General features: G+C 42.2%; 22 protein-coding genes and 1 pseudogene. 13 read left to right on the forward strand and 10 right to left on the reverse strand.

Going from position 1 to position 20,864, the window contains the following annotated elements:
• Window positions 1-4: 4 nt before the first annotated feature.
• The 9 genes from MiAbW_RS10125 to MiAbW_RS10165 all read right to left on the reverse strand — a co-directional run bounded on the left by MiAbW_RS10125 (window position 5) and on the right by MiAbW_RS10165 (window position 7,127).
• Window positions 5-100 carry a plasmid maintenance system killer protein gene (locus MiAbW_RS10125; protein ID WP_151696024.1) on the reverse strand — a complete coding sequence of 32 codons (96 nt, stop codon included), beginning with the start codon at window positions 98-100 and terminating at the stop codon, window positions 5-7.
• Window positions 88-933: an Rpn family recombination-promoting nuclease/putative transposase gene (locus tag MiAbW_RS10130; protein WP_151696025.1), complete on the reverse strand. Its 846-nt coding sequence runs from the start codon at window positions 931-933 to the stop codon at window positions 88-90. The genes MiAbW_RS10125 and MiAbW_RS10130 overlap by 13 nt, the downstream gene beginning before the upstream one ends.
• Window positions 934-1,029, reverse strand: a complete 96-nt coding sequence (locus MiAbW_RS10135; RefSeq protein WP_151696024.1) for a plasmid maintenance system killer protein — start codon at window positions 1,027-1,029, stop codon at window positions 934-936.
• Window positions 1,017-1,838: an Rpn family recombination-promoting nuclease/putative transposase gene (locus MiAbW_RS10140; RefSeq protein WP_151696026.1), complete on the reverse strand. Its 822-nt coding sequence runs from the start codon at window positions 1,836-1,838 to the stop codon at window positions 1,017-1,019. The genes MiAbW_RS10135 and MiAbW_RS10140 overlap by 13 nt, the downstream gene beginning before the upstream one ends.
• Entirely contained in the window at window positions 1,839-1,961 is a 123-nt protein-coding gene (locus MiAbW_RS20450; RefSeq protein ID WP_274596524.1) for a hypothetical protein, read from the reverse strand. It lies immediately after the preceding gene.
• Window positions 1,962-2,029: 68 nt separating this feature from the next.
• Entirely contained in the window at window positions 2,030-2,860 is an 831-nt protein-coding gene (gene dapB / locus MiAbW_RS10145) for a 4-hydroxy-tetrahydrodipicolinate reductase (protein ID WP_151696027.1), read from the reverse strand.
• Between the two features lie 771 nt (window positions 2,861-3,631).
• Window positions 3,632-4,564 carry a protein translocase subunit SecF gene (secF, locus tag MiAbW_RS10155; RefSeq protein WP_151696029.1) on the reverse strand — a complete coding sequence of 311 codons (933 nt, stop codon included), beginning with the start codon at window positions 4,562-4,564 and terminating at the stop codon, window positions 3,632-3,634.
• A gap of 146 nt (window positions 4,565-4,710) precedes the next feature.
• Window positions 4,711-6,117, reverse strand: a complete 1,407-nt coding sequence (gene secD / locus MiAbW_RS10160) for a protein translocase subunit SecD (RefSeq protein ID WP_151696030.1) — start codon at window positions 6,115-6,117, stop codon at window positions 4,711-4,713.
• Window positions 6,118-6,143: 26 nt separating this feature from the next.
• Window positions 6,144-7,127 (reverse strand): alpha-ketoacid dehydrogenase subunit beta, encoded by a 984-nt coding sequence (locus tag MiAbW_RS10165; protein ID WP_002742584.1) that lies wholly within the window; start codon window positions 7,125-7,127, stop codon window positions 6,144-6,146.
• Between the two features lie 488 nt (window positions 7,128-7,615).
• On the opposite strand from MiAbW_RS10165, the gene MiAbW_RS10170 reads away from it, so the two are divergent.
• From MiAbW_RS10170 to MiAbW_RS10205, 8 genes are all read left to right on the forward strand, one after another.
• A complete protein-coding gene (locus tag MiAbW_RS10170; protein ID WP_151696031.1) occupies window positions 7,616-9,184 on the forward strand; it encodes a YcjF family protein in 1,569 nt (522 codons plus the stop codon).
• A gap of 80 nt (window positions 9,185-9,264) precedes the next feature.
• A complete protein-coding gene (gene yqeK, locus MiAbW_RS10175; RefSeq protein ID WP_151696032.1) occupies window positions 9,265-9,861 on the forward strand; it encodes a bis(5'-nucleosyl)-tetraphosphatase (symmetrical) YqeK in 597 nt (198 codons plus the stop codon).
• A gap of 55 nt (window positions 9,862-9,916) precedes the next feature.
• Window positions 9,917-10,321 (forward strand): ribosome silencing factor, encoded by a 405-nt coding sequence (gene rsfS / locus MiAbW_RS10180; RefSeq protein ID WP_151696033.1) that lies wholly within the window; start codon window positions 9,917-9,919, stop codon window positions 10,319-10,321.
• Window positions 10,322-10,326: 5 nt separating this feature from the next.
• Window positions 10,327-10,830 carry a CGLD27 family protein gene (locus MiAbW_RS10185; RefSeq protein ID WP_002763155.1) on the forward strand — a complete coding sequence of 168 codons (504 nt, stop codon included), beginning with the start codon at window positions 10,327-10,329 and terminating at the stop codon, window positions 10,828-10,830.
• Between the two features lie 15 nt (window positions 10,831-10,845).
• Window positions 10,846-11,799, forward strand: a complete 954-nt coding sequence (locus tag MiAbW_RS10190; protein WP_151696034.1) for an asparaginase — start codon at window positions 10,846-10,848, stop codon at window positions 11,797-11,799.
• Window positions 11,800-11,913: 114 nt separating this feature from the next.
• Window positions 11,914-12,675 carry a hypothetical protein gene (locus tag MiAbW_RS10195; protein WP_151696035.1) on the forward strand — a complete coding sequence of 254 codons (762 nt, stop codon included), beginning with the start codon at window positions 11,914-11,916 and terminating at the stop codon, window positions 12,673-12,675.
• A gap of 128 nt (window positions 12,676-12,803) precedes the next feature.
• Window positions 12,804-13,586, forward strand: coding sequence for an FkbM family methyltransferase (locus MiAbW_RS10200; RefSeq protein ID WP_151696036.1), 783 nt, complete (start codon window positions 12,804-12,806; stop codon window positions 13,584-13,586).
• Window positions 13,587-14,036: 450 nt separating this feature from the next.
• Window positions 14,037-15,239: a hypothetical protein gene (locus tag MiAbW_RS10205; protein WP_373996347.1), complete on the forward strand. Its 1,203-nt coding sequence runs from the start codon at window positions 14,037-14,039 to the stop codon at window positions 15,237-15,239.
• Window positions 15,240-15,427: 188 nt separating this feature from the next.
• On the opposite strand, the gene gatA is transcribed toward MiAbW_RS10205, so the two are convergent.
• Window positions 15,428-16,879 carry an Asp-tRNA(Asn)/Glu-tRNA(Gln) amidotransferase subunit GatA gene (gatA, locus tag MiAbW_RS10210; RefSeq protein WP_151696038.1) on the reverse strand — a complete coding sequence of 484 codons (1,452 nt, stop codon included), beginning with the start codon at window positions 16,877-16,879 and terminating at the stop codon, window positions 15,428-15,430.
• Window positions 16,880-17,015: 136 nt separating this feature from the next.
• Between gatA and MiAbW_RS20770 the strand changes: the two are divergent.
• The 5 genes and pseudogenes from MiAbW_RS20770 to MiAbW_RS10230 all read left to right on the forward strand — a co-directional run.
• Window positions 17,016-17,169: pseudogene (locus MiAbW_RS20770) on the forward strand (DUF6398 domain-containing protein); the annotation flags it as partial.
• A 106-nt stretch (window positions 17,170-17,275) separates the two neighbouring features.
• Window positions 17,276-17,638: an ArsR/SmtB family transcription factor gene (locus MiAbW_RS10215; protein ID WP_002738764.1), complete on the forward strand. Its 363-nt coding sequence runs from the start codon at window positions 17,276-17,278 to the stop codon at window positions 17,636-17,638.
• A gap of 53 nt (window positions 17,639-17,691) precedes the next feature.
• A complete protein-coding gene (gene hetL, locus MiAbW_RS10220) occupies window positions 17,692-18,354 on the forward strand; it encodes a heterocyst differentiation pentapeptide repeat protein HetL (protein WP_151696039.1) in 663 nt (220 codons plus the stop codon).
• Between the two features lie 277 nt (window positions 18,355-18,631).
• The gene (locus MiAbW_RS10225; RefSeq protein WP_151696040.1) at window positions 18,632-20,017 is read left to right on the forward strand and encodes a DNA methyltransferase; all 1,386 of its coding nucleotides are present in this window, start codon (window positions 18,632-18,634) and stop codon (window positions 20,015-20,017) included.
• 153 nt (window positions 20,018-20,170) lie between these two features.
• Window positions 20,171-20,791 carry a PEP-CTERM sorting domain-containing protein gene (locus MiAbW_RS10230; protein ID WP_151696041.1) on the forward strand — a complete coding sequence of 207 codons (621 nt, stop codon included), beginning with the start codon at window positions 20,171-20,173 and terminating at the stop codon, window positions 20,789-20,791.
• Window positions 20,792-20,864 lie beyond the last annotated feature (73 nt).

Genomic DNA, 20,864 nt, shown 5'->3' on the forward strand with positions numbered 1-20,864 from the left:
TCACTCAATTTTGTCCCTCATTGACTTCTGGTACTTGTTCAATTTCTAAGTCTAAAGCTTGGGCAATTTCTCCTAGACTTAATCCTATTAATTTAACCATTGTTGCAAATCTTCTAAATCCGAAAAACCCAACAACGCAAGAGCTAAATTATCCAATTTATTAGGATTTAACTGTTTAATTTTTTGTTCTAGCTTTAAAGGAATAGAACCGAGTTTTAAGTTTAGCTGACGCAAAATTAGGCTTTTTTTAGCGGATAATTCCCCTTCCTCTCTGCCTTCCTCTCTGCCTTCCTCCAAAGCTTCTTGATAGACTTTAGTTTCTCTTAAATCACTTAAACTAAACATTTTTTCAATCTCCTTACGGTTTAATTTGGGCAATTTATAAATGAGAATTGTCTCAATTAATTCTAGAATGTCCTCTCTTTTTAAAGACTCCTGAAATTGTTGTCTAACCTGTTGAATCAGTTCTTTTCCTTGCGCTAAGGTATTTTGTTCCGATTCTACAATTAATTGTAACACTTTTACCCCCAGAGAATCCCCCTCATCTAACTGATTCAGATAATAACAGTTAACCCGGCCTGACTCAAAGAATTCTTGATAACGAGATTTGGGACTATTTTCAATTTCCCGATGGGGATAAATGATCACTCCTTGCCAATTGTTATTCCTCTCACTTTGATGAAAATAGAGAAATATTTCACTAAAAAAGCGTGAGTAAAACCGTTCATCTTTTTGAAATTGTACCTCGACAAAGTAAATCGGATCATTGAGGTTATCGGGAAGAAAAACCCCATCTAAACGAAAAGCCAGTTGTTTAACTTCTAGGGAGGAAAATTGATAATGATTGACGGTTTCTGGGGGAAGATTGAGCAAATCAAAGAAACTTTCGGGAAAAGTCTCAAAGAGACGATAGAAAATACTGTCCGTTTTCACTCAATTTTGTCCCTCATTGACTTCTGGTACTTGTTCAATTTCTAAGTCTAAAGCTTGGGCAATTTCTCCTAGACTTAATCCTATTAATTTAACCATTGTTGCAAATCTTCTAAATCCGAAAAATTCAATAAAGCAAGAGCTAAATTATCCAGTTGATTAGGATTTAACTGTTTAATTTTTTGTTCTAGCTTTAAAGGAATAGAACCGAGTTTTAAGTTTAGCTGACGCAAAATCAGGCTTTTTTTAGCGGATAATTCTCCTTCCTCCAAAGCTTCTTGATAGACTTTAGTTTCTCTTAAATCACTTAAACTAAACATTTTTTCTATCTCCTTACGGTTTAATTTGGGCAATTTATAAATGATAATTGTCTCAATTAATTCGAGAATATCCTGTCTTTTTGAAGACTCCTGAAATTGTTGTCTAACTTGTTGAATCAGTTCTTTGCCTTGGGCTAAGGTCTTTTGTTCCGATTCTACAATTAATTGTAACACTTTTACCCCCAGAGAATCCCCCTCATCTAACTGATTCAGATAATAACAGTTAACCCGTCCTGACTCAAAGAATTCTTGATAACGAGATTTGGGACTATTTTCAATTTCCCGATGGGGATAAATGATCACCCCTTGCCAATTCTGGCTTAACTCGCTTTGATGAAAATAGAGAAATATTTCACTAAAAAAGCGTGAGTAAAACCGTTCATCTTTTTGAAATTGTACCTCAACAAAGTAAATCGGATCATTGAGGTTATCGGGAAGAAAGACCCCATCTAAACGAAAAGCGAGTTGTTTAACTTCTAGGGAGGAAAATTGATAATGATTGACGGTTTCTGGGGGAAGATTGAGCAAATCAAAGAAACTTTGCGGAAAAGTCTGAAAGAGACGATAGAAAATACTGTCCGTTTTCACTCAATTGTGTCCCTCAATGACTTGTGGTACTTGTTCAATCTCTGAGTCTAAAGCTTGGGCAATTTGTTCTATAGTTAATCCTAAGACCGATAAACGGGGAACAGAAAAACCAGCAAAAAGCATTTTTAGGGCAATTTGTCAAGATTTCTCTTCTTTGCCCTTTTCCTCTCCTTGCTCTAAAATGTCTCGATTTAGAGGATTTTTTCTAAACCGTAAACGAGGGATTGCAGCTGAGTAACTTTGCGGATAGAGAGGAGAACCCCTGGCATATAACAAGAGCGATCGCTGGTATCATGACGAAGGGTATAGATTTCCCCGGTGGATCCGAAAATGACTTCCTGGTGGGCAATTAAACCGGGTAAACGCACGCTATGAATACGGATGTTCTCAGCAGTTAAACCGCCTCTAGCGCCGGGGATGGTTTCTTTTTCGGAAACTTGGGCAGGATTAAAGGTTTTACCTAATTCGGCCAGTAATTCGGCGGTTTTAATGGCTGTTCCACTGGGTGCGTCTGCTTTTTGATTGTGATGCAGTTCGATAATTTCCACATGATCAAAGTAGCGAGATGCTTGCATGGCAGCCTGTTGTAGTAAAACCATGCCAATGGAAAAATTGGGGATAACTAAACAGCCAGTGCTGGCTTTTTCGGCAAATTCGGCTAAATCTTGCAGTTGTGCCGCTGATAATCCCGTAGTTCCCACCACGGGACGCACTCCATAGGCGATCGCACTACGGGTATTGTCATAAACACCGTCGGGATGGGTAAAATCCACCATCACCCCTTGCACTTTTTCCTGAGTTGCCAGGACTAAAACACTCTGTAAATCGTCGAGAATCGGCACTTCTAGGGGTTCACAACCGGCCACTTCTCCCACATCCTGACCTCGAAAAGCGGGATTTCGATCCACTGCACCCACTAAGATCATATCGTCGGCACGAGCAACGGCTTTAATGACTTCCCGTCCCATTTTGCCGGCTGCACCGTTGACAACTACGGGAATCGGACCTCTATTTTCGGTCATAGTTAATTATTCTCCTTATATATGGGGTGGACTGTTGGGGTGGAGAGGTATTTCAGGGACAAAGGAAAAACCCCCACACCTAACCGCCTTTTGCCTGATCACTGAATTAATTATCCGTTTTCTCACGCACAACGATCGAGGGGAGGTGGTGAGAAAATCGTGATTATTGAGGGAAAATCTCGCTCGTTAACCCTCCATGTCATGCTTAAACTGTCATTTTCGGGGAATTGAGCACTCGATGGATAAATGTCTCTGTTGCAGTGTCTATCTGCCAGCATTACTAAAGGACTTTGGCTCTCTTATTCTTTGTGTGATAAGTTTAAATTATATAGGAGCGATCAATTTTTGTGTCCTTTGTGTCTTTGTGGTTCCTTCCACTCGGTCTCGCGTAGCGAGCGCGTTGCGACCGTCAGCAGGACTGTATTTTATAATACATTTTACCCACCAAACCCAAGAGAGCCAGACTTTTTACTAAAGGGAACCTTACTGAGATTTCCTATAACCAGTCTAGGAGAGCTCTCTTTGTTTTGATATTATGACAGTAATAGTATAATAAGGACGGGGCTACGTCTAGGCTTTAATTATTTTCTCTATTGCCTCTAAGACTTACACCATAGCTTTTTTCGATTTTAATCAAAACCAGTACCCTACTAACAGCCAAAAGCTATAGCGTTTCCTAAGCTAGTGAGGTACACCTATTTTTCTTCCCTTTTGCCTTTTGCCTAAAACCCAGAACTTTTGTACCTCAGCAGACTGAAAAACGCTATATTTTTAAGCTTGCACAGCCTTAATTCGATGGGAACGACCGCGCCACCAAGCTAGTAGGGTACTAGCGATAAAAATACTCGAATAGGCCCCCGCTACGAAACCGATAATTAAAGCTAGGGCAAAATATTTTAAAGTGCTGCCACCAAAGAGAAAAATCGCCACCAGAGGCAATAAAGTGGTCAGGGTGGTATTAATCGAACGAGTTAGGGTTTGACTCACCGCATTATCGACAATTTCATCCACGGACAATTCGGGGGTATTGACAAAATTTTCCCGCACACGATCATAAATTACCACTGTGTCATTAACAGAAAAGCCCACAATTGTCAAGAGGGAAACCAAAAATAAACTATCCACTTCTACCCCCGCAATTAAGCCTAAAACCGCAAAGACCCCTAAAGTGATCAAAACGTCGTGCAGCAGGGCGACAATGGCAAAAAAAGCGTAATCACGTTGAAAACGGAAGCTTAGATAGGCAGCAATGCCGAAGAATGACACTAATAAAGCTAAAAATCCCGACCTAAATAATTCCTGACCGATGGTCGGCCCGACCGTATCGATTTGACCAGTTTCGGGGTCAAAGGTGCCAATTTTCTGGTTTAAGGTGTCGAGTAATTTCGTTCTCTGTTCTTCTACGAGGGTTTTAGTCCGCACCGATAAAGTATATTTATCCAACACCTGCACACTACTGTTACCCAATCCCTCCTCGTCTAAAATCCCTTGCACTTCGGCAGTAGTTAAGGGTTTCTCACAGTTATTCTTTTTGGCACAGGCTAATTCTATCTGAATTCTCGTGCCACCAACAAAATCTAAACTCGGTCGTAAAGGTGCTTGAATAGTGAACCAAGAAATCACCATGGCCAAAATACTGCCAATCGTCAGCAGGGCCGAGACTGTCCACCAAAAATTACGCTGTTTTGTGACGCTAAATGCCATATTGATTAAGTAAAAAGGAAAAAAGGGATTTGGGGAGTGGGGAGTGGGTTATGACAATCGGTGGGTTACGGCGAATCAGAAATTATTGGTCAACAGCATAACTTATCGTCGCCCAACCCACCCTACACCTGACTCCTGATAACTGATTATTGGTTTACCGGTAAATTGGGGCAGAAAAGTTGCGGTTTTTGACGAACGCTGGGGACGTTTAACACGGTGATTAACAGGAGAGTACGACTACAGGTTAAAGCGGTAAACATACTCACAGCTACCCCAATGGCTAAAGTTAAAGCAAAACCCTTGACTAATCCCGAACCCAACCAAAATAATGCTCCACAGGCGATTAAAGTAGTGACATTACTATCGAGAATACTGGAAAAAGCCCGATAAAATCCCGACTCCACTGCCCGAAATAGGGATTTTCCGGCCCTTAATTCCTCCCGGGTACGCTCAAAAATCAGTACATTTGCATCAACTGCCATACCGATACTGAGGATAAATCCAGCAATACCGGGTAACGTCATGGTGACTCCCACTAGGGCAAAAGCCCCCAGAGAGAGAATAGTATAGATAATCAGGGAAATATCGGCAATAATACCGGGTAAACGGTAATAAACCGCCATGAAGATTAAAACTAACAGTAAACCCACTAAACCAGCGTAGATACTGCGACGGATGCTATCCTGTCCTAAAGTTGCCCCAACGGTGCGAATTTCTTCCACTTTAACGGGGAAAGGTAGGGAACCACCGCGCAATTGAATCGCTAGATCGTTGGCAGTTTCGGCGGTAAAATTACCAGTAATCACGGCCCGGCCTCCCGTGATTCCCGTTTGGGCAAACTCTACACCAACCACAGGAGCACTAATTAATTCATTATCGAGGAAAATGCCAATACTGCGACCCGTACCAGCGATCGCTTTAGTCAGTTCGGCGAATTTATTGCCCCCTTCCGAGTCGAAAGTAATGGCCACTTCCCAGTTAGTGCCTTGGGTGGAACTAATAGTGGCATTTTGCAGATTTTTTCCGGTTAAGTCCACCGATTCAAATAGCTTTAAAATTGCCTCTTTAGATTTTTGCAGAGATTGTTCCAGTTCGGCAATTTTAGCGGCATTTTCGGGTTTATTCTCGGCTTTGAGGGCGGCTAATTCCGCTTTTTTTTGTTGAAAAATCGAGTATTCAGCCCGAAATTCTCCTTCTGTACCTTGTTTTTGCTGACGAAATTCTAATTGGGCCTGAACATTTAGGTTTCTTTCAGCTTCTTTGGGATCTGTGACCCCCGGTAGTTGCACGATTACCTGATTTTTACTGTCCACAGTCTGCACTAATGATTCAGAAACACCGAGGGCATTAACGCGATTTTCAATCACATTTTGTACGGCCTTTAAATCATTAGGTTGAATGGTTGTCACGGTTTCAGTGGGTTTAACCTGAATGGTTAATTGACTACCACCGCGCAGGTCCAAACCTAATTGTAGGGGTAACTTAATCAGGATAAAGATCGAGGCAACAACTAGGCCGATGATCAGTAACAATAACCAATTTTGTCTCTGCATAACTTCAGTATCAAAAGGAGAATTTGTTAAATGCGATCGCCGACCATTTTTTGGACAGCTTCGACAATTTGATTAGGTTGAATAATCGTCAATCTTTCTAGATTACCGTTATAAGGTGTGGGGATATCTTGGGAAGATAATCTTAACACTGGGGCATCCAATTCATCGAATAACTGCTCGTTAATTAAAGCAATTAACTCGGAAGCAATTCCCGCAGTTTTCATACATTCTTCCACGATAATCACCCTGTGAGTCTTGCGAATCGAAGCGGCAATCGTCTCCATATCAAAGGGTTTCAGGGAAATTAAATCGATAATTTCTGGATCATAGCCATCTTTTTCTAACTGTTTTAATGCCTGTAAACAGTGATGACGCATCCGCGAATAGGTGAGAATAGTTATATCTTCTCCCTTGCGAACGATTTCCGCTTTATCGAGGGGTAAAAGATACTCGCTATCAGGTAAATTTTCCTTGAGATTATAGAGAAGAACGTGTTCAAAGAAAAGCACGGGGTTATTATCTCTAATCGCCGATTTTAATAAACCTTTGGCATTATAGGGAGTGGAACAAGCGACAATTTTTAGGCCGGGTACCGCATGAAAATAGGCCTCTAAACGTTGGGAATGTTCCGCACCTAATTGTCTCCCCACACCCCCCGGACCGCGGATAACCATGGGTATCTTAAAATTACCACCGGAGGTATAACGTAACATCCCAGCATTGTTGGCAATTTGGTTAAAGGCAAGCAGAAGAAAACCCATATTCATGCCTTCAATAATCGGACGCAATCCCGTCATGGCTGCCCCCACTGCCATGCCCGTAAAACTATTTTCAGCGATGGGAGTATCTAAAACCCTTAAATCGCCATATTTTTTGTAGAGATCTTTGGTAACTTTGTAGGAACCACCGTAATGACCCACATCTTCACCCAAAACAAATACTGTCTGGTCGCGGCCCATTTCTTCATCGATCGCCTGTCGCAAAGCATTAAATAATAGGGTTTCTGCCATATCAAGTCCCCGCTTACAATTCGGTCATCTTATCACTAAACTTATTATCTTACCCCTTTTCTGGCCCGAAGGAAGTGGGGAATTGGGGAAGTGGGGAGAAGGGAGAATAAATAAAAAGCTGTCCCCTGATCCCTGAATACGTCTGCATCTCACATTTGCAGGAATACCGACAATCAGCAATTGTCAGTGACTCTTAGATGACGACAAATGTATCAGCAGCTGCGTGTAAGCATCCCATCGAAAAACTAATGCGCTCTGGGGTTTGGGGGGTAGAACCCCCCAAAAGCTGGGATTGAGCGATAAAATCGCAAGTAAAGCCCAATTTGGGCAGAGAGTTTCCCTTTAAAAATCCCAACTTAGTAGATTTACAGAAATTGGCTGATGAATAAAAACAATTATGACTATAGATAATAGTCTATTCTGGTTCCCGACAATCGGCCGACAAAGAACTAAGATCAAGATCAAGGAATCCCCTACCGTTAAAGCTGATGAAATTACCCCGTCTTGCCACTTTAATCATTGGTCTGAGCTTTATTTTCGGATTAATGTTGTGGTTAGTCAACTCTATCTATCGTCTTTACATCCAGATCGCCTTTACCGCTCCTATCTTAGCTAATATTCTGCTTTTACTCATTATCGGACTGCTGGGATTGCTGATCTACGTTCTTATGTACTACTTTTATCTGCTGCCCCAGCGCCAAAAAAGTCGCCGCGGGTTGCGTTCTTCCTCCCGTCCACCCCTAAAATTACCAGTAGAAAAAACTGAGGCCGCCGGGGAAACCTTAAAAGCTATCCGGCAACAAGTGGAGCAAATTCAAGATAAAGTAACCCAACAGGTTTTTATTAAGCGTTCCCAAGAAATTGAGCGAAGTTTAGTTAGAAAAGAAGTTAAAATCATTGTTTTCGGCACGGGATCGGCGGGAAAAACCTCCCTAATTAACGCCCTCATCGGTCAAATGGTGGGCAATGTGGAGGCAACCATGGGAACCACGGAAAAAGGGGAAACCTATAGTTTAAAAATGAAAGGTGTGAATCGGGAAATTCAAATTACCGATACTCCCGGCATTCTCGAAATTGGTGCAGCCGGAGGTCAAAGGGAACAGTTAGCGCGACAATTAGCCACGGAAGCAGATTTACTTTTATTTGTCATTGATAACGATATTCGACAATCGGAATACGGCCCTTTATTGCGTTTAATTGATATTGGTAAACGCTCTCTCTTAGTCTTTAATAAAATCGATCTCTATAGCGACGAAGATCGAGATATTATTTTAAAACAATTACGAGAACGTCTAAAAGGAGTGATTCTTTCCGCTGATATTATTGCCGTCGCCGCTAATCCCCAACCAGTACGTTTAACTGGTGGACAAATCATCACACCAGAACCAGATATTTTAGCTTTAATTAAACGTTTAGCTTCAGTTTTACGGGCTGAAGGGGAGGATTTAGTGGCGGATAATATCCTCTTACAATCCCAAAGATTGGGGGAAGAAGCTAGGAAAATTATTGATCGCCAACGTCGTCGCCAAGCTGATAAAATTATCGATCGCTATCAGTGGATCGGCGCGGGAGTGATTGCAGTGACTCCCTTACCAGTGTTCGATCTGTTAGCAACGGCGGCGGTTAATGCTCAAATGGTCAGAGAAATTGGTCAAGTTTATGGCTGTGAAATTAACAGTGATCGAGGCAAAGAATTGGCTCTATCTTTAGGCAAAACTCTAGTTAGTTTGGGAGTGGTGAAAGGAGCAGTAGAATTATTAGCCAGAATCCTACAATTAAATTTTACTACCTATATAGTCGGTAAGGCAATTCAAGGGGTCAGTGCCGCCTATTTAACCCGCATTGCCGGCAAAAGTTTTATTGAATATTTCCGTCAGGATCAAGACTGGGGTGACGGTGGTATGACGGAAGTGGTACAAAGACAATTTCAACTCAGTCGCAAGGAAGAATTTATTAAGTCTTTTGTGGCCGATGCGATCGGTAAAGTGGTACAACCTTTTCAGGATGATTGGCAGCAAGAAGAAGTTTTAGAAGCTAGTTGCGACGATGATTGGTAAAGATCGAACCTCGGAGCGATAGGCAAAATTGTATAGTAATTGTTACAATTGTTTTGGGGTTCCACAAGGGCAAAAAAAAGATGCGACAGCAAGTTATCGACTGGTTAAAAGAAAACGTCAACGAACACCGTCTGCGCCATATTCTCGGTGTCGAGACCATGTGTATTGATTTAGCTCGTCATCACGATCTCGATCCCGTCCAAGCTGGGCAAGCTGGGTTAATGCACGATCTAGCCAAATTTTTCAAGCCCAAAAAACTGCTAAAAATGGCGGAATCGGCGGGAATAGACGTGGATAATATCTGTGCATCCCATCCCCACTTACTCCACGCCGATGTGAGTGCAATTGTCGCCCAAAAAGAATTTAAAGTTACCGATGAGGAAATTCTCGAAGCAATTCGCAATCATACCCTCGGTAAACCCAATATGAGCGATCTTAGCTGTATAGTCTTTATTGCCGATGCCTTGGAACCCAATCGCGGCGATACACCCGAATTAAACGCCCTACGACAACTCAGCTATCAAAATCTCCATAAAAGCGTTCAACAAACCTGCGATTATTCCCTAAAATATCTTTTAAGTAGCCATTGTCCCATTCATCCCCGCACCGTGCTAACCCGCAACTGGGCGTTACAAATTGTTAAAGAACAACTAACAGAAACTAAAACCATTGATTAACATAATCTCAAGACTCTCTTAAAACCACCTCAGCCAAAGGATAACCACAACCTGAATGACCAATCCCACTGGAATTATTACCCCCATCGCCGAAAATCTCAAGACCGAACAATTTCTAGAGACAATTGTTACCGCTGCCGAGGACAAGAAAGCAGGGGACATCGCCATCCTGAAAGTCGCCGATATCTGTTATTTAACCGATTATTTTCTGATTATTACTGGCTATTCTACCACCCAAGTGCGAGCGATCGAGGACGCGATCGAAGCCGCTATGGAACTAGAATGGCAACAATCCCCCCGACAAGTGGAAGGAAAAAGCGAAGGTAGCTGGATCCTGATGGATTATGGCGATATCATTGTCCATATCTTTTTACCAAAAGAGCGGGAATTTTATAATTTAGAAGCATTTTGGGGTCATGCCCAACGGATTCCTCTACCTAGCGACCATTTGGAGGAGTAGAATCCATGAAATCCTCCCTTGATTTCTGTCCCGTTCCGGAAGAACAGCAACCGGTTAACGAGTACGAACAATTAAAAGAATCTTGGTTTTTCCGTTGGGCGACGCTAGATGTAGCCTCTTATACAAAAAAAATTGTCTGGTTATGGTTATGGACATGGTTAATTGTCGGACCGATTGCCGCCGCTAGTTTTCCCCTCAAAAAAGCCCCTTTTCTCTTCTTCTGTGCGGGGATTTTTGGCTCGACAATTTTGGTAGGATTGGTGTTATTGCGCTTGTATCTAGGCTGGATCTACGTTTACGATCGCTTGCAATCAGAGAAAGTATTTTATGAAGAGTCGGGCTGGTATGATGGCCAAATCTGGACCAAAACCGCCGCCATTTTAACCCGCGATCGTTTAATCGTCTCCTATCAAATCCAGCCCATTCTCCAGCGTTTACAAAAAACCGCCCTGATTCTAGGGGCAATTGTCGCTATCAGTGGTCTTTTCTGGCTATTTTTCACTCACTAACTGCAACCAATCTGAATGAATAGGGTAAAACGTACACCAACCCACCGCTTAGAAATTCATCTCCTCCGGGAAGGTATTATTGAATCGGTTCATCATGTCGAGGCCGCTATTTGCGATGACCGCGGCCGGGTATTATCCACCGCCGGCAGCGCCGAAACTAGCGCCTTTATTCGTTCGGCCCTGAAACCTTTTCAAGCACTGGCTGTCATCAGTACCGGCACCCTCGAACGCTACGATCTCAACGATAAGGATCTAGCCATTATCTGTAGTTCTCACCAAGGCACAGTAGAACACGCCCGTCAAGTCTTTAATATTCTCTGGCGCGCCGATATCGATCCCAATGCCCTGCAATGTCCCCTCCCCGAAGGTAAACGCAGTCGTCTCCAGTACAATTGCTCTGGTAAACACGCCGGGATGTTAGCGGTGTGTCAACAGCGCGGCTGGCCGTTAAATACCTATCTCCGGCGTTCTAGTCAGATACAGAAGCTGATTTTAAGCAAAATTGCCGAATTATTGGGAATGCCGGGAGATGAATTAATCAGCGCCCACGATGACTGCGGTGCGCCCACCTATTCAATGCAGTTGGGGCAAATGGCCCATCTCTACGCCCAGTTAGCCTCTGGCAACCGTTTAGACTTAGAAAGAATCGTCCGGGCGATGACCTATCATCCCCGCATGGTAGCAGGAGAAGGGGCTTTTGATACGGAATTAATGCAGGTTAGCCAAGGGGAAATCGTCAGTAAAGCTGGGGCCGAAGGTATTCAATGTATCGGGCGCGTCGGTGAAGGTCTAGGATTAGCAATTAAAGCCCTGGATGGTTCCAAACGGGCTAAATATGCCGCCGCTTTGCAAATTCTCAAACAGTTAGGCTGGATTACTCCCAATGTGGCCGAATCTCTCTCGGAAAAATTCCTCAAAATCGGCAGTTATACCCGCTTGGAAGTGGTGGGAGAAATGGCTTTGTTATAAACAGTGGGTTGGCAAAGCGTAAATTCGATCTTGACGGATCAATGGGTCTATGGTAGAGTGTGAAGGGTGTGTCGCGAAAGGTGCGGCAGTTAACAACAATACCAATAGTAGCCTATGAGTTTGAGCGATAGGAAAACTTGTTTCGTCACCCTAGCTGTCGGGAAGAAATATCGAGATCACGCCCTTACCCTCGCCGAGTATATTCGTACTATAACTGATAATACTCCTTTTGTAGTTCTCACTGATCGCCCTGAAGTTTTTCCCAAATCCGATTCGCTCATCCCAATCCCCCACCGCATCCAATCGGTCGGCGTTTATCACGATAAACTAGACTGTATAGCGGCATCATTCCGATTAGGGTTCGACGATTGTATCTTTCTTGACGCAGACTGTCGGATTCTCCAAAACGCAACAATATCGAGGCAGTGGAAAATCAGACTGACTGCAAAAAGTTGTTACGATCTGCATAAAAATCTTCTGAGAAGAGAATCCAGAGAAACGGGAATCGGCGATTTTTTGGAAAAAATCGCCTGTCGCTACGGTATCCAGATCGAAGGGTGTAAGTTTATTAACGAGTGGATTTTCGTAGTTTGTAGGGATGGGAACGAGGACATATTCCCGCAATCTTGGCGAGAGATTCGCAACATTTTAGAGCGGAAAAGAACTTTCGCTGGGGAAGGAGCAGCTGCGATCAGTATGGCAGTGCGGATCGCGGGTTGGTCGGTTTATCATTACGATACTGGTTATCCGGAGGAGGCGATCCGTCATCGGCAAATCGATATTTACAAAGATAAAATGTTTATTAGACCAGAATCGATACCCGGTTCTTTTCAAGAAAAGTACCAAGAGTTAGAACTACAGAGAAAAGCGATCTAGGAGAGGAGCAGAATCCTTTGCTTCGAAAAATCCACAAAATCACAAATTTGTCCGGCAGAGAAATTCGATACACGGGATTAAAATTCAAAAACTCAATCGATTCGTTGTAGAATGGGGAGTGTCGGGAAGTGCTAGAAAATTATATTACCTCGCTGGTTCAATCAATTTTTCACAGCGAGATGCAATGCTACGGCGAAGATAGATTTCTTTTATCCAAAAAAGAAAATACTGCCTATCACGTGAAACGAGCCTATCAGTTTTTATCAGATACGGAATTGAAACGGGTTCTCAGCCAGTACAAGGTCGATCTCGTTTTAGATGTGGGAGCGAATCGAGGTCAATTCGCCCGCTATGTGCGACAGAATATCGGGTATGAAGGAAAAATCATATCTTTCGAGCCGATCAAGGATGTTTTCGAGCAAACGAGTCAACTTTGTCAGAGCGATCCCCTATGGGATATATATAACTTAGCGTTGGCAGAACAAGATGGAGAACAGGAGATAAATGTTTCTAAAGCTACAGAATTAAGTTCATTTTTAGAGACCAACGACTATTCTGTCCGCTTCAAAGGCTCCGAGTCGATTGATCGTCGGGAAAAGGTGACTAAATGTCGTCTCGATACTTTTCTCAAGAGGGAGGTGCAAAATTACAGCGCACTGAAGATTTTTTTGAAAATGGATACTCAAGGGTACGATTTAAAAGTATTCGCAGGCTTGGGAGATGCCGTTGGCTCGATCGTGGCTTTACAATCGGAAATATCGGTTATTCCTATCTATCGGGAAATGCCCCATCTAACCGAAAGCATCAATTGTTTCGAGAGAGAGGGATTTAGCATCGTGGGACTTTTTCCTGTATCGAGGGAAAAAAGCCTTCGAGTGATCGAATACGATTGTCTGATGGTGAGAATTTAGATGCATTATATTCCCTCGTTCAAAAAATTCCAGATCGCAGCTCCAGATCTACTGGTATTGGCTGTGTGCATTGTCAGCTTTATTTTTAGCGTTATCGAATCAAAACTTAATACGGACGCTCACCATTGGGGGCTTATGTACGGGAACGCCATAGACTTAGTTCGCGGTTCTATACCTTTTAAAGAAATATTTATTCAATACGGAATTCTAACGACGATAATTCAAGGTTTCTCTTTAGTTATCTTCGGCAATAAAGCGATCTCGATCGGTATTATTACCGGATTATTTTACTCTTGTAGCTTGTACATATCGTATTTACTCTGGCAGAAAATCATCAGTAAGAACCTCGCCAGTTTTTCTACAATTTTGATGTTTTTATTGCACGGCTATATTATTTATCCGTGGTCTAATTACTTTTCTTATACTTTTTTGTTAATCTGTTTACTACTTTTGTCTAATGGTCGATCAAAAAATTCACCGATTTTAGTATATTGTGTAGCGGGTATTTTTTTCGCTCTGAATGTACTATCTAGACAAACCGCTTTTAGTCCAACAATAGTACCGATTTACTTGTATTTATTGCTGGAACTTGTCAAGTCTTCAAAGGAAGAAAGGAAAACATTTATCAAAAAAATAGTATTATTTCATTTAGGAGTTATAGCGATATTTGCAATATTTTTTGTTTATCTTTATCACACTTCATCTTTGCAGGATTGGTATCTTCAAAGCTTTACTCTTTTAAATCTTTATAAAGGTTCTTTCGGAGGAGTAAAAAACATAATTATTCGATTCTTACAAGCAGTCTTTATTTCACCAATACTACAATTCGATATTAGAACAATAATCTATCTATTAAATTTCTGCAACTCGATATTCTGGATACAGGCAATACTTGCAAAAGTTTTCAGAAAGAATCTGCTGGTTACAGATCGAGAAAAAGTTATTTTTTTACTTGCCAGTATTTCTCTATTCGGTTACGCGCAAGCCCTGCATATCTACGAAGTTTTTCGCTTACAGAATTCCTCCTCGATTGGTTTGGGATTGCTAACCCTTTCTGGCTTTGAAATTACCTCAAAATTACTCAAATGGCAACGGTATATGATCTTAGGTATTATCTGCGCTATGATCGTATATCTTAGCGGTACCGTGGCTGGAGTCCAGTCTTCTAGTGTTTACTACAACTGGCCGAAAGATCTATTGAGTGGCAGACTTCAGCAACCCGAAAACATAGATATATTTCAAGGAAAACTTTTTAATACTAGAGTTAAAAGTTATTATGAATCCTTAGTAAAAGAGATCGATGCCTATAAATCAAGTGTTCCGTACATTATCAACCTAACCCTTGACTCGTATATTCTTTACCTATCGAATAATTTTGAAAAAGTTCAATCTTCTCCTTTCTACGCTAGAGGACTGAATGATATGATCCTACCAGATGATCAACAAAAAATCGATAATCTCATCGCCAGAGAAGACGCTATTTATATAGCTCACTTACGGAAAATTGAAGACTTTCGATCGATTCCAAGTAACTACTGTATTGTTTATCAGGCTCAAAAACCGAGAGAAGTTCGATTTATTCCCAAAGATATTTTTCTCGTAGTTCCCCGAAAAATCGCCAAGGAGTGCTTGACAATTAATATCAAATCGTGAAGAGATAAGGGAGTATAATTGAATTTATAGTAAAAGCTCACTGCTGAAAGCCAGTCGCCATAGGTGCGAGAGCTAACAATTCGGGGGCAGCGGAGGGAAAAAAGCCGCTTCGGTGAGACACAAAGCTACCTGGCAACCGCCGCACAACTTCACCGTTAGAGTGAGATGACAAAGTAAAAGCTTTTGTATCAATTTGTAAAAGATGGTTGACGTTTGTGCCAATCGGTGGCTTGTTCGTAGGCGTGGGCGACGTGGAATAATTGATCTTCGCGCAGCACATTACCCACTAATTGTAAACCGATCGGCAAACCTTGCCCATCAAAACCGCAGGGAAGACTTAACCCGGGTAAACCAGCTAAATTGACGGGAATAGTCATTAAATCCGATAAATACATACTCAGAGGATCCGCCGTTTTTTCCCCGGCTTTAAAAGCTGTGGTCGGTGAAGTGGGAGAAACTAACACATCTACCGATTGAAAAGCTCGATCGAAATCCTCTTTGATCAAAGTCCTCACCTTTTGTGCTTTCAGGTAATAAGCATCATAATAACCCGCCGAGAGGGTATAGGTTCCCAACATAATCCGGCGCTTAACTTCCGCACCAAAACCTTGAGCGCGAGTCTTGGTGTACATATCAATTAAACTGTCGGCATCTTCCCGAACACCGTATTTAACCCCATCGTAACGGGCTAAATTAGCCGATGCTTCCGAGGGGGCGATAATGTAGTAGGTGGGCAATCCGTAACGGAAACGGGGACAGGAAATCTCTTTAATTGTGGCACCGAGGGCCTTTAACTGCTCTAAAGCTTGATTAACTGCCTCAGCAACCACCTGATCTAAACCTTCCCCAAAAGTTTCCTTAATTACGCCAATTTTTAGCCCTTTTAAACTGGTTTTCAGGAATTGGCTATAGTCAGGAATCGGCAGATTGAGACTGGTAGAATCTTGGGGATCGTAACCTGCAATCGATTGTAATAAAATCGCCGCATCTTCTACGGTACGACCAAAGGGACCAATCTGATCGAGAGAAGAAGCGTAAGCCACCAAACCAAAGCGAGAGACTAAGCCATAGGTCGGTTTTAGCCCAACAACGCCACAAAACGAAGCCGGTTGACGAATTGAGCCACCAGTATCCGATCCTAGGGCTACCACGCATTCTTGAGCGGCCACAGCCGCAGCCGAACCTCCCGAAGATCCCCCCGGCACCCGGGATAAGTCCCAAGGATTAGCAGTAACATGATAACCAGAGTTTTCGGTGGAACTACCCATGGCAAACTCGTCTAAATTGGTTTTACCGACGATAACTGCCCCTAAATCTCGTAATTTTTGGGTAACGGTGGACTCGTAGGGAGGGACAAAATTTTCTAAAATCCGAGAAGCGCAGGTGGTGGGGATACCCTTGGTGCAGAGATTATCTTTTAATGCGATGGGAATACCTGCCAACAGATGCAGAGATTCACCTCTAGCTATTTTCTCGTCCACTTTTTGGGCTTGTGCGAGGGCTAAATCCGGGGTTAAATGGAGAAAACTTTTTACTTGTGGTTCGATCGCTTCAATACGAGCGATAAATTCTGTGGCGATTTCGACGGCTGTTTTTTCTTTATTAACGAGTTGTCGATGCAGTTGACGAATCGAAGTCATGTTCAGTTACCGGTTACAACCACCGTCAGGAGCAAGCAACAACCCCAGACAGCAAAGACTATTTTAGCGTCAGTTTGGCTGTCGGTCAGCTAATCCCCCTAAAATTAAAGGAAAGCCTCGGAGAGCAACTAGAGTTATGACTTTTAATATCCGACAATTAGATAATTTAGACTACACACCTTGAGCGAGTTGGCTATCTCTATCAAGGTTATGCCCTTAGTACCATGACTAAGGCAGATGTGCAAATCTTAATGGAAAAGATTTTACCGCTCTCGATCGCTCGTGCCGACTAGACTCTAGTGACCTCTCCAGTTAAACTATAGTAGTCAATAGTTATAAAGTTTTAAACGATCACCTATTGTCAGCCTTTTTAACTGGTCACTTTATTACCCACCTATGTTAGACAGTTTCTCCCCCCAAACCTCTAGCGTCGTCCTCGCTTCGGTGGCGGACTATTTCAAAGTCCTGTCAGAAGTCAGTCGCCTACAGATTCTCAGTTGCTTGCAATTAGGCGCGATGAATGGTAAAGAAATCGCTGAAGCTACTGGACTAGGCCAGGCCAATCTCTCCAAACACCTGAAAGCTTTAACCCAAGCGGGAATTATCTCGCGGCAACCCCAAGGAGTCAGCGTTTACTATCAAATTACCGACCCCGTGATCTATGATCTCTGTCAGGTGGTTTGCGATCGCATTAGTCAGCAAATGCGTCAACGGGCCAGGGAATTCGAGAGTCTGCCGGCTTTCCATCTCCCTAAATAAAAATTACCAAACCCTTGACATTTTGCGTCAATTATGATATGGAAAAAATTTCCATGCTTCTAGAAGAACTTTGTCAACGCTATCGGGAGGGAGAAAGAGATTTTCAGGGGATTAATTTGCGGGAAGGCGACTTAACTAATATTGTCCTACCGGGAGTCAATTTTTGCCGTGCTGATCTGCGACAGGCGCGGTTGGGAAAAATACGCCTCGCGCGATCGCTGCTGAGAGAAGCGGATTTAAGTGAGGCGATTCTCTGGGGAGCAGATTTAAGTCAAGTGGACTTTTATCGAGCTTGTTTACGCGATGCGGACCTAAGCGGAGCTAATCTGATCGAAGCCAATTTAGAAGCCACTTATTTAACCAAAGCCGTCTTAAACGGTGTTAATCTCAACAGTGCTAATCTCCAGCAGGCCATATTAATCGATACGGATTTTCGCTCCACTTCCGACCAACGCACGGACTTAGGCAAAACTAACTTTCGCAGAGCCGATCTCAACTATGCTAATCTGAGCGGATCCCTGTTATATCGAGCTAATTTCGCCGATTGCCGACTTTGCCGGGTTAATTTTCGTGCTAGTCCCGAAAGAGACGGATTTATTACCGATCTCACCGGGGCCAGTTTCCGGGGTGCGGATCTCAGTTATGCCGATTTGCGTGGGGCAATTTTAGAAGATGTGGACTTGACTGATGCGGATTTAACCGGGACTTTGTTTTAACTTAGGCAATGAATAACGGGAAAAAGTTCTCATTTTCCACCTCAGGAAAATATCTTAATCGATCGGAGATTCAATTATTCCCAAAAACTTGCTGGTTGGGTTTGATAACTCAATCAGCCAGAGCTTTTGGCTGTAAATTAAATGGTGCTATAATTCAATTGTACTGATTTTTGCCTCTGTCAGGCACAATTAAACCTTTGCTAGTCGGCTTTTCAGAATCGAGAATTTGACTTATGTTAACGGAAAACTCTAGACTGTCACCAAAGATTAAACAAAAATGCTCACCAAAGAAAGTATCCAGGAATTAAAAATAACTAATCCCGACTTTCTCGGCGAAATATTATCCCAAACGGAGGATAGTAAAAATCTGGTATTTATCTTAGAAAATCTCGGACAAATCCCCGATAATTTTAATCAAAATATCCTCATGAATCTCGCTCAACACTCCCAAGAGCAGATCAGATTTTTGGCAATTAAAAATCTGGCTAAACTAGCGGATATAAATTTACTTAATTTTTTCTTTGAGCTTGCGGTTAATGATCCAGAATCTTTAGTAAGAAGAGAAGCGGTATCGGCAATCGGTCGTCTGAGGAATGGGGAAACTATTCCCTTTTTATTTCAATTTTTAACGGACAAAGACCCGAAAATTATCTTACAGGCAATTCGAGGTTTATTGGTTTTTAAAAGCAATGATATAGTCAAACAATCTCTAATTAAATTAGCAGATCATCCCAATGAAATTATTCAATCAGTTATCAGAAAAGCTTTCACCAATAAAAAATCTTCTCCCGATCAACTACCCCATCCCTTATCCCCAGAATTTATGAAAAATGTCGTAGTTAATAGCGATGTGCGAGAAGTATTTCCCTATATTCCTGATCAATCTATTCATCTAACTTTTACTTCCCCACCCTACTACAACGCTCGCGACTACTCCATTTATACCAGTTATCAAGCTTACCTAGATTTTCTCTGTCAAGTCTTCCAAGAAACCCATCGAATTACTAAAGAAGGTCGCTTTTTAGTTGTCAATACTTCCCCGATTATTATCCCTCGTACCAGTCGCGCCCATGCTAGTAAACGGTATCCAATATCTTTTGATCTACACTATTATTTAGTTAATCATGGTTGGGAATTTATCGATGATATTATCTGGTTAAAGCCAGAAAGTAGTGTCAAAAACCGCAATGGATGCTTTGTACAACACCGTAAACCATTAGCTTATAAACCTAATGCTGTCACCGAATATTTAATGGTTTATCGGAAAGAAACAGATAAACTGCTTGATTGGAATATGAAACAATACGATCAAGATATTATAGAGGAAAGCAAGGTTTGTGGAGATTATGAAAGTTCTAACGTTTGGCGAATTGATCCGACTTTTGATAAAATTCATACAGCAGTATTTCCCATAGAATTGTGTAATCGGGTGATTAAATTCTATTCCTATAAAGGCGATTTAGTCTTCGATCCCTTTGGTGGTAGCGGCACTGTGGGAAGGGCTGCTAGAAATTTAGGTAGATATTTTTTCTTAACAGAACAGGAATCTACCTATGTGGATAGAATGAAGATAGATTTGGGGCAGCCGATGCTTTTTAAACCCAAAGTAACCAAATTTTTATCTTTAGCAGAATTCTCACAATTGAGTCAGGAACAAGAATAGGATAACAATCACTGATAGTGTAATTCAGCGAATTATTCGTAAGTTCATTTTGTTAAGGATTATTAAGATGCGCTTACCCTGCGAAAATTCCTTGACTATCGCCACCCATCTAAAGTACGATACCAGAGTCTTATGGTTGGACAATAAATCGAGATGATCAACTTCAAATACTCATTAACTCTAATAACAGCTACTGCCATTGGTTTAAGCTTGGGAGTTGTTGAAACTGCACAAGCGAGTTTGCTCGTCAATGTAACGGGAACTGCCGGCAGTGGACAGACGGTTTGGGTGTTTTCTGGATCTTCTACAGCTTCTTCTGATGGTGTATTTGGCCTTACTCCAGGCGATTCACCCGAGGAGTGGCGTAATGTTGGCGACTACGTTGCCGACACTTTACTTAATGGAATATTCATCTCCCCTAGTTCTGGAAGTGCCAGCATCACCAATAGTCAGGAGACTCGATCTATCAGTTTGATCGGGATAGATTATGATGGCAATAGTAGTAGTAGTAATAATGATGATTTTGGAATCGGGGTTGCTAACCAGCCCCTTAATATCATTACTGGAGATCTGGTTAGTTGGACAGGGACTTTGCTCCTTCCTCTCGACATTACCCAATTTAAGTTGGGGACCTATGGTCCAGCACAAGGTGGTGCGATCGGTGGTTTGACTGATATACAGCTAACCTTCAAATCTGTTCCTGAATCGACCAGTATTATTGGGTTATTGGTTGCAGGTACATTTGGTCTGGCTTTGTGTCGCCGTAAAGTTTAATCGGGTGTTGCCTCTTTTTGATGGCAGTTGCAATTGAAAAAGAGACGCTCTAAAAAACGTCTCTTTTTAATCA

The organism is Microcystis aeruginosa NIES-4325 (assembly GCF_008974145.1).
In the GTDB taxonomy this organism is placed as follows: domain Bacteria; phylum Cyanobacteriota; class Cyanobacteriia; order Cyanobacteriales; family Microcystaceae; genus Microcystis; species Microcystis aeruginosa_G.